Raw genomic sequence first — 9,426 nt, forward strand, 5'->3', positions numbered from 1 at the left:
GTTCCGTCTGGTCCGAAGACCAGCGCAAGGACACCGCCGCCTACGCTTCTCTTTCTGTCTTCACCTGTCAAAGAGCAAAACCCGTCCGGAACGGACAAGAAAGAGAACCACGATCATCCCATCTCGCTCTCGCGCCGGGATCCCGAGGCCTCCAGTCCGGCACCACCATTCCGTGGCCGCCGTCGATGGAGAGATGTTTAGCGAAACTCGTTCCGGACGTCAACAACAATTTTGAAGTTTTTTGCCGGTTCGAATTTCGATCCCACCAACCTTCAGTATTCGGAGCAGGCTTCATCGCTCGCAAAGATGAGATCATCTCTACGTTTACTTTGTCTCAGGCCGTTTTCACAACCTGAAGACTTGTATTGTCCGTCAGAGGAGCCTCGGGAACTTGCCATTTTCTGGCGTCCGCGGCTCGTGGCGTCGATCAGGATCTCGCAAAGATCCTGATCAGACCCGGCGTTCGGTGGAGTTCTCGGGGAACTTCGCCGATGCGGTGTCCGTGACATGAAGCCTGCCTGGATCTGAAATCCGGCGGGGCTGCGGATATGTCGATTAGCCGGCGCTTTGTCAACACCTCATCGAACGGATTTCGCATTTTCCCTCCCTGTCCGGGGAGGCATGCTTAACAGCCCATAAACCCTACTGGCAGCAGCTGGGCCGTCCTTGATCCGCATCAAAAGGAGGAGGAAGTTGGAGCGGGCGATGGGAATCGAACCCACGACATTCAGCTTGGGAAGCCGAATCCTGTCCCTCCCCTCTCACGCAGAATCCTTCAAGATTCCCGTAATAATTCTTTGATACCTCTGGTTTCTTGACGATTTCCAAACCTCAATCCTACGGTCAGGGCCAAGACCCGCCGTTGTATCAACGTTGTATCACGGTTCTTCCATGCCAAAGCGTCCTTACCAAGTGGAGCGCCGGAGGCTTACACGCGAATGTATCTCGGAAGCCGCCGAATTGATCAGCAGAAGCTCCCTAAAGGGGCGTTTTCTGGAATGGCGGGACACTGAGGCCAAAGGATTGGTGCTTCGGATCATGGCACAGTCCGCCACCTTTTACCTGAGACTCCGCACAACAACCGTAACAATTGGAACGATCGACGACACCACCCTTGAGGACGCACGTTCAAGGGCGGAGATGGCTCGCTTCTACGCTAAAAGTGGTCATGACCCTAAGTTACTTCCTGCACATCTTCGATCAGCAGGTCGTACAGTTGGGCGATGCCGATGCTGCTTTGGATATTGCGATTGACGTAAGCGCACCGGACTTTGAGCAAATGGCCGCCAAGTCCAATGCCAAGGCAGCGATAAGCTGGACTTGGGCTGAATTGGTCGACGCCTTCCTTGCGGAAAAGCTGCCAGAGCTTACGGAGCCCTGGCGGTCTCAATATGAAGGTTTCCTTCGCCATGAAGGACTTACCTCGCTCAGCGAAAAGCACGTCTGCGACCTGAGGAAAGGGGATCTCGAGGAAGTTCGGGACGCTATGCTCGATCCTAAGCGGGACAAGAGAATCGCCCGCTCAACAGTATGGCGCCTTATCAAAGCTAGTAAGGAAATGCTCTCATGGGCTTGGGGCCATCATGCTCGGAAGTCCGGACTTGAAAACACTGAGTATCCTTGGTGGCAATCCTGGACCGTAAAGTACAAACCCGGCAAGCGGGACCATACTCCTACGCTCGAGGAACTCGTCCGGACGATCATCATTGCTGAGCACCATCGGACACTCTCAGAAAAGGAGCATGCGACCTCGCCTGGGACGCTGGCTGCTTTGTGGGCTACAATATTGCTTGGCCAGCGTCTTGGTGCTCTTCTCCTCATGAGGGAGAGCCGTCTGTTCGAGGCGGAACACCTGCCGCCCGGATGGAAAGTGATGAATTGGTCAGAGGACGAGATGAAGAGTGCAGTTGGCGTACGCCTACCCCACTCTCTCCCAATTCCACCTGCTTTCTTCGAGGCAATTCAACCGTACAGAGACGAGATAGCAGACAAACAGGAAGAGACTTCTGACTGGCTTTTTCCGAGTGGGAAAGGAGGCGATCATGTCACGAAATCAGCGATGAACCGTCTTCTATATCGATTAGAAGGTAAGGAATTTCAGCAAAAGGATCGGTCCTTGCCTGATCGCAAAGGCAAGCCGGGGCCGAAACCACGTGGAAGTGCCCGTTCAAAGCGGGAAAACCTGCTTGCAAAATATGATGTCCGAGCATGGACACCCCACGATGTCCGAAGGACTTTGACCAGTTTCCTTGACGACTGTCGACTTGGTGGGGCTGCGTCAGCAATCCTAGCCCATCGTGAGAATCGTAAGGATGAGGAGACGGCGAAGGAGCGAACGCTCCCGGTAACCCGCATTCATTACAGCCGCGCCCAAAGGCTCGACTTGAAGGCGGAGGGAATGACGGTCTGGATTGAAGCGATCTTACGAACCTATCAAGTTGAAAAGAAGAAGCTCGCACCAGCATTTCTGGCAAGCCGCCAAGCAGCTTGACCCAAATTGGCGACCTTCGTCAGCTTTTCTAGAGGGCTGGATCGACTACGTCCTTGTTTCAGATTCAGCCAGACGGCATAGCCACGCAGAATGAACGTCCGCTTACTGCCTAGAACCTGACTAAATCGCTACTTCCGAGATGTGCCATAAGCGGCCCTTACGACGTGCGCGGCCGACCACCGATGCTCTCCGGCCCCAAAGCGGGGGCGTCTGTTTTCAGTCCCGTAGCAAGTCCTACGTCGCGCTGGGCCGACGCACTTCCTGGAAATGCGCGATCCGCTCGTTTACTGCTACGAGAATAGCTTTCGGCCGCCGTCCATCATGAGGACACCTGCACCTCTTCCAGCAGCCATTTCCGAAATGCCTCCAGGCCGGGACGCATGGAGCGATCCTCGGGCGTCGTGAACCAATAGGCGTTGCGACTTTTGAAGCCGAGCCCGGCCGGATTGACCAAGCGTCCAGTCTCGAGTTCCTCCTGCACGAGCCGGCGCGGAACCAATGCGAGGCCCTGGCCGGAGATCGCCGCTCGAATGACCAGCGAATAGAACCCGAACCGGGTCGTGTGCACCGGCGTGAAGTCGTCCAGCCCATGTGCCTCGGCAAACTCGCTCCAGCGCAGGGGCGTTTGGAAATGATCCAGTACGGTGTAACGGCGCACATCCTCCGCCGTCTCGATGCCGCCCAAGCGTGCGACGAAGGATGCCGCGCCAACCAGAGCGACATCGCGGCCGAACAGGTAGTTGCCTCGGTGCCCCGGCCATTCGCCTTCCCCGAACCGGAATACCCCATCGGCCGCTTCCGCCGTGTCGGCTGTCACAAAAGTCGTGAATTGCACGTCGATCTCGGGATGGAGCTCCGCGAACCGTGAAAAGCGCGGAACGAGCCAGCGATCGCCGATGATCGGCAGAACATGGAGCCTGACTGACCAGGGCGAGGCCTTGAGGGCAGAGACCTGTGCGCCGCCCGTCTCAAGCTCCGCGAGGGCACGGCGAACATGTTTTACATAGATCCGCCCGGCTTCCGTCGGTACGAGGCCACGGTTGCCGCGGGCGAACAGGGAAATTCCCAATGTCTCCTCCAGCCCGCGCAGATGTTTGCTCACCGCGCTTTGGGTCAGGTTGACGGCCGCGGCGGCGGCGGACGCCGTGCCGTGTTCGGCCACGGCAAGAAGGACGCGGAGGGCGGTCATGGAGCCTGGGAGGCGCTGGATCGTCATGGGCCTGAGCACAGAGGAAAGAAGCAGAACAGGGTTCTCTCTATTCCAAAATAGAATACCAAGGCGAAGAATTTTCATTTGCCAGCCGCAGATTCCCTTGGGACACCAAAGAAAAAGGAAAGTGGCATGACATCGACCAACGTTCTGTGGGCCTCACGCTTCCGCTCAGGCCCTGCCCCGGAACTCATGGCTCTCTCGCGCTCCGATGCCAGCCATTTCCGCTTGGCTGCTTATGATCTCGCGGCCTCCTTCTCCCATGCGCGGGAGCTTGTGAGGGCCAAGCTGCTCACCCAGGACGAAGGCGAGACAATCGAGGCGGCACTTAGGGCTCTCAAGACCGAGATCGCCGCTGGAACCCTCGTTCCATCCGAGCACGACGAGGATGTGCACACCTTTCTGGAGCGCGCGCTCACCGAACGGCTCGGGCCGCTCGGCGGCAAGCTCCGAGCCGGACGCTCGCGTAACGATCAGGCGGCCAACGATCTCAAGCTCTATCTCCGGGATCAGGCCCGTCACATCGTCATCGACCTGTTGGGCCTGCAGGAGGCCCTCGCGCTTCAAGCCGAACAGCACCTCGGGACCATCGCCCCTGGCTTCACCCATCTTCAGCCTGCGCAGCCGGTGAGCTTTGCGCACCAGCTCCTTGCTCATGCGCAGGGCTTCACCCGTGACATCGACCGCATGCAGGATTGGGACCGACGGGCGGCACGCTCCCCGCTCGGGGCTGCGGCGCTCGCAGGATCGGCCATTGCCAAATCGCCCGAATTGTCCGCCCGTGAACTCGGTTACGATGCTCCTTGCGAAAACTCCATCGATGCGGTCGGCAGCCGTGATCACGTGACGGAATTTCTGTTCGTCACCGCTATGATCGGTGTGAACCTGTCCCGCCTAGCCGAGGAAATCTTCCTCTGGTCCTCGCGCCAATTCCGCTGGATCGCGCTCGACGATGCTTATGCGACCGGCTCGTCTATCATGCCGCAGAAAAAGAACGCCGATATTGCGGAGCTGACCCGCGGTCGCGCGGCGCGCCTCATTGGCGGTGTCGGCACGATGCTGTCGGCACTTAAGGGATTGCCCTTCGCCTACAATCGCGATCTCGTGGAAGACAAGCGGGCCGCATTCGAGGCAGTCGATACCCTAGTCCTCGTGCTTCCGGCCATGGCCGGAATGGTTCGGACTATGCGGATCGATGCGGACGAAATGCGCCATCAGGCAACGGATGGCTTCACGCTTGCCACCGAGGTGGCCGACTGGCTTGCACGCCAGGGCGTTCCCTTCTCGGAGGCACACGAGATCACCGGCCGTCTGGTTCGGTATTGCGAGGACCGCGATATCGGCCTTGAGGATCTGAGCGCGGAGGATCTCGCGGTCGTGGATGCGCGCCTGAACCCGGTCCTCATGACGAGCTTGACGCCCGATGCCGCCATCAGGGCCCGTGACGGCTATGGCGGAACGGCTCCGCTCCGGGTGGCCGAACAGCTTACTCGCCTGCGTTCGGATTTCGACACCCAGCGCGAATGGGCGATGCACTATGACGGTCCGCGGATCTGAACAGGCACGAACGGAGAGAACCGGAATGAGCAGCACCACCGCATCCTCCTCGATGGGCATGGAGAAGATCAAGCGCTTCGATCCGTCCATCGCGCATCTGACTCATGTGCCGCGCCGCCATTACGGACGCTGGATCGCCAGCGCCCTGATCCTCGCGGCCTTCGCCTATGTGGTGAAGGCATTCGCAGAGGGGCAGATCGACTGGGCCGTGGTCGGGCAGTTCTTCACGGCCCAATCCATCATCAGCGGTCTTGGCAACACGATCATCATGACGGCTTGCGCCATGGCTCTGGGCATCGCGCTCGGTGTTCTGTTCGCCATCATGGTGATGTCGCCCAATCCGGTCCTGAAGGGCATCGCGGTCTTCTACATCTGGTTCTTTCGCGGCACGCCGCTTCTCCTTCAGCTCCTGATCTGGTTCAATCTCGCTCTAGTGTTCCCACGCATCGGCATTCCGGGCCTGTTCGAGGCCCGCATGGTAGATGTGATGACGCCGTTTGTGGCAACGCTGCTCGGCCTCGGCATCAATCAGGGCGCCTACACGGCGGAGGTTGTGCGCTCAGGCATCCTGTCGGTCGATACGGGCCAGACGGAGGCCGCTAAGGCCATCGGCATGACGCGCCTGACGACCCTGCGCCGCATCGTCCTTCCACAGGCCATGCGGGTCATCATTCCGCCAGTCGGCAATGAGGTGATCAGCATGGTGAAGCTCACGTCCATCGCGAGCGTGATCGGCTTCGCCGAAGTGCTGCGCAACGCGCAGACGATCTACTTCGCCAATGCGCGGGTGATCGAACTCCTGATCGTGTCCGCCGGCTGGTATCTGATCATCGTGACGATTCTGAGCATCGGTCAGCATTTCCTTGAACGCTATTTCGCCAAGGGCTCAGTCCGTCGGTCTCGTCCGACCGCGCGCCCGGCCGTGGAGGGTTGAGCCATGATGCCTATCGTCGTTGCAGCCGATGTGCGCAAAACCTTCGGCTCCGTTCAGGCGCTCGACGGTGTGTCGATCGAAATTCCCGCCGGCCAGGTGCTCTGCATCGTCGGGCCCTCGGGATCGGGCAAGAGCACGCTTCTTCGCTGCATCAACCAGCTCGAGCGGATCGATTCCGGAGCCATCTGGGTCGATGGGGAGCTCATCGGTTATCGCCGCGTCGCCGACAAGCTCTATGAACTGACCGACGCGGAGATTGCCCGTCAGCGGCTGACGAGCGGCATGGTCTTCCAGCGCTTCAATCTGTTCCAGCACATGACGGCGCTTGAGAACATCATCGAAGGTCCGGTGACCGTGCAGAAGCGCCGCCGCAACGAAGTCATCGACGAAGCCATGGCGCTACTGAAGCGCGTGGGGCTTTCGGCAAAGCGTGACGCCTATCCGTCGGAACTCTCCGGTGGTCAGCAGCAGCGTGTGGCGATTGCCCGTGCGCTCGCCATGAAGCCCAAGCTGATGCTGTTCGACGAGCCGACCTCGGCGCTCGACCCGGAGCTGGTCGGCGAGGTTCTGGCCGTCATGAGAGATCTGGCCCGTTCGGGCATGACGATGATCGTCGTGACACATGAGCTTGGATTTGCGCGCGAGGTTGCGAACGAAGTCGTCTTCATGGATCGGGGGGCCATTGTGGAACGGGGCTCGCCGCAAGAGGTGCTGGTGCACCCGAAACAACAGAGAACGCGCGATTTCATCGCGGCGGTACTCGCTTGATAAATGTTCCCCAGGAAAGGACCGACGACAATGAGACTGACAGTAGGTTTGCTCGCGAGCGTGCTCGCTTTAGGCTTTGCGGCTCCGTCCCACGCGACGGAACTTCCGGATCGGATCAAGAAGGCCGGCAAGATCGTCGTTGCGACGATGCCGAACTATGCGCCGATCACCTTCAAGGATCCGGCCACGAACAAGCTCTCGGGCTTTGATATCGATCTGGGCGAGGCTCTCGCGAAGGAGCTCGGCGTCGGCATCGAATGGCAGGAAATTGCCTTTGCCCAGATGATCCCGTCGCTCCAGACGGGACGCGTCGACATCGCGCTTGCCGGCATGAGCGATCTTCCGGCTCGCCGTGAGATCGTGGATTTCGTCGACTACATGAAATCCGGCGCGCAGTTCTACACCTCGCCCGCCATGGCGGCGACCATTAAGACGCCCGAGGATCTGTGCGGCAAGAAAGTCGGTGCGAGCCGCTCCACCAATTGGCCCCGGCAGATCGGCGAATGGAGTCAAGCTAAGTGCGTGGCGAAGGGAAAGCCCGCCATCGAGGCCATCGGCACCGAGGGTTCGGCGGACGCTCGCACACAGCTGAAGACGCAACGCCTTGATGCAGCCGTTCAGGGCAACGAGACACTGCCGTACTTCCAGTCGCAGGAGCCCAACACCTATGTGCTCATCGGCGAAGCCTTCACAGTTTCGCTCTCGGGCATTCCGGTGCTCAAGACCGAAACCCAGCTGCGCGATGCCATCAAGGAAGGACTCGAGCGCCTTCAGCAGAAAGGCATTTATGACGAGATCGTGAAGAAATACGGTCTTCAGGCGAACAAGCTGACGCCCATCGCGATCAATCAGGGCAAGGACTAAACATGAAAACGGGCTCATGCATCATCGCGTGAGCCCGTCTCTATCTTGATGCAAGGCAACAAAAAAGTCCGGTATCGCGCATCGTTGTGCATTCAAGAACCGCTCTTCGCCTCCTGCGCCATGAGCGTCGGCAGATCATCCCAGACATACAGGTAGTTATCGGAGCGCCAGACGGGACCGGGATCGGTATAGCCCCCTGCCCTTGTGCCTCCCATCCGTTCATAGAACGCGATGGCCGGATTGTTCCCGGCAACCACACCAAGCCCCACGCCGTTGTATCCGGCTTTCATCATGTGGCGCGCGAGGTGAAGCAGCAGTTCGCGGCCGACGCCCCTACGTTTGAACGCGGCTCCCACATAGAGGAACTTGATCTCGGCCCGGCTCTGAAAGATCTCGTGCGAGGCTGGTCCAGCCATCCCGACGCCTGCCAGTTGCCCGTCGACTTCTGCAACCAGAATAGTCCGCTCGCTCCCTTCGTTCGCAAGCATGCTCTGCCATCGGGCGAGCCTGACCTCCTCCGTCACCACGTCAAATGCAGCCTGCGGAGCAAGACCTCGATAGGTCTCCTGCCACGTATGAAAATGCAGCCGTGCAATCAGCAGTGCATCGGCCTCCTGTGCCAAACGGATTGAGATGGTCATTTTGTCTCTTATTGCCTCACGGCAATCATTAGCCGAGGTCTACCTCTCACATCCAGACAACAGAGCCAAGTACGCATAAACCTTAGAACGCCCCTTCAAGGCCACCGCCGATCGTCGCTGTTCTGCCCGATGCACACCGTAAACGGCACTGACGCGACGGTCTGCGTTGGGCAAACTTTGAAATTGCGGCCTCTCAAGGGACGTCGGCTCTGACCGCCGAAGCCGACCAAGCCCTTAGGTATGCAAGTGCCACGTTCGGACTGCGAGGTCTGCGTTGCTGGTGGCCAGTTTACCTCAACGATCTCTGCACTGGCCAACTTAGCCGCGAGCGTTACTTGCTGATGATGGTGAGGTCGTAAGAGCCCATACGGGCGGGAAGGGCAATCCATGCGAACGAGAGTTCTGGGCTGTGCGGTGGGAGCGGTTCTGTCCTTGGCCGCCCGCAATACAGTAACGCGCGGGGTTGAGGAGACAGTGACCATCACCACAAGCCCAGTATCTGCACGGATCTGGCATCTCTCGGGCACGAATGTCCCCGCTCCCCGTGCCTCGTAAGGGTCAATTGGAAGACAGAGTTCACCGCCTACGCGGAAGCCAGAGGATACCGACCAGGGTCCCTGCTTGTGAAATCGGTGCTCACCGACCAAGCCGCGCCGGGGATGCTTGGAAACGCGATCCTTCCAGGCGGATCGGTTGGTCTCGTCCTGGATGCCGCAAATGGGGCCATGTTGGACCACAGGCCCAACCCAGCTCAAATCGACCTTGTGCCGGTTGGCCGTATCAGACGCTACTAATCGACAATTTCACGATCCTGCGGCGCTCATGGTCCGCTCTGGGTCAGACGCGGAATTTCCCTGCTCTATTTGAACGTCCGCTTACCGCTTGAGGCTGTGTGGAAACAGGCTGATTTGGTAGACTTGCTCTCCGACGTGGGAGGCCAAGATGACGCGCTTCATCGAGG

Annotated in this window: 10 protein-coding genes; 8 read left to right on the forward strand and 2 right to left on the reverse strand. The window is 59.2% G+C overall.

Annotation, left to right across the window (positions count from 1 at the left end; all coding sequences use genetic code 11):
* From DC522_RS35545 to DC522_RS31210, 3 genes are all read left to right on the forward strand, one after another.
* On the forward strand, positions 1-356 hold a 356-nt coding region (locus tag DC522_RS35545), incomplete at its 5' end, for a hypothetical protein (RefSeq protein ID WP_205769862.1).
* Positions 357-1,038: 682 nt separating this feature from the next.
* Positions 1,039-1,254 carry an integrase arm-type DNA-binding domain-containing protein gene (locus DC522_RS37650; RefSeq protein WP_165820401.1) on the forward strand — a complete coding sequence of 72 codons (216 nt, stop codon included), beginning with the start codon at positions 1,039-1,041 and terminating at the stop codon, positions 1,252-1,254.
* A complete protein-coding gene (locus DC522_RS31210) occupies positions 1,169-2,491 on the forward strand; it encodes a hypothetical protein (protein ID WP_133239426.1) in 1,323 nt (440 codons plus the stop codon). Before DC522_RS37650 ends, DC522_RS31210 begins: the two co-directional genes overlap by 86 nt.
* A gap of 319 nt (positions 2,492-2,810) precedes the next feature.
* Here DC522_RS31210 and DC522_RS31215 read toward each other — a convergent pair whose 3' ends face one another.
* Positions 2,811-3,680, reverse strand: a complete 870-nt coding sequence (locus DC522_RS31215) for a LysR substrate-binding domain-containing protein (RefSeq protein WP_245444711.1) — start codon at positions 3,678-3,680, stop codon at positions 2,811-2,813.
* Positions 3,681-3,833: 153 nt separating this feature from the next.
* Between DC522_RS31215 and argH the strand changes: the two genes are divergently transcribed.
* Genes argH through DC522_RS31235 form a run of 4 tightly spaced genes read left to right on the forward strand, consistent with a single transcriptional unit; the run spans position 3,834 to position 7,824 of the window.
* Entirely contained in the window at positions 3,834-5,258 is a 1,425-nt protein-coding gene (argH, locus tag DC522_RS31220) for an argininosuccinate lyase (RefSeq protein ID WP_116532362.1), read from the forward strand.
* A gap of 52 nt (positions 5,259-5,310) precedes the next feature.
* A complete protein-coding gene (locus tag DC522_RS31225) occupies positions 5,311-6,192 on the forward strand; it encodes an amino acid ABC transporter permease (protein ID WP_371680977.1) in 882 nt (293 codons plus the stop codon).
* A gap of 3 nt (positions 6,193-6,195) precedes the next feature.
* Positions 6,196-6,960, forward strand: coding sequence for an amino acid ABC transporter ATP-binding protein (locus tag DC522_RS31230; protein ID WP_116532364.1), 765 nt, complete (start codon positions 6,196-6,198; stop codon positions 6,958-6,960).
* Positions 6,961-6,990: 30 nt separating this feature from the next.
* Positions 6,991-7,824, forward strand: coding sequence for an ABC transporter substrate-binding protein (locus tag DC522_RS31235; protein ID WP_116532365.1), 834 nt, complete (start codon positions 6,991-6,993; stop codon positions 7,822-7,824).
* Between the two features lie 92 nt (positions 7,825-7,916).
* Here the strand turns inward: DC522_RS31235 and DC522_RS31240 are convergent, their stop codons facing one another.
* Positions 7,917-8,465, reverse strand: a complete 549-nt coding sequence (locus DC522_RS31240; RefSeq protein ID WP_116532366.1) for a GNAT family N-acetyltransferase — start codon at positions 8,463-8,465, stop codon at positions 7,917-7,919.
* Between the two features lie 387 nt (positions 8,466-8,852).
* On the opposite strand from DC522_RS31240, the gene DC522_RS35195 reads away from it, so the two are divergent.
* Positions 8,853-9,020: a hypothetical protein gene (locus tag DC522_RS35195; protein ID WP_165820402.1), complete on the forward strand. Its 168-nt coding sequence runs from the start codon at positions 8,853-8,855 to the stop codon at positions 9,018-9,020.
* The last annotated feature ends 406 nt before the right edge of the window (positions 9,021-9,426 follow it).

This window comes from Microvirga sp. KLBC 81 (assembly GCF_003075415.1).
In the GTDB taxonomy this organism is placed as follows: Bacteria; Pseudomonadota; Alphaproteobacteria; order Rhizobiales; family Beijerinckiaceae; genus Microvirga.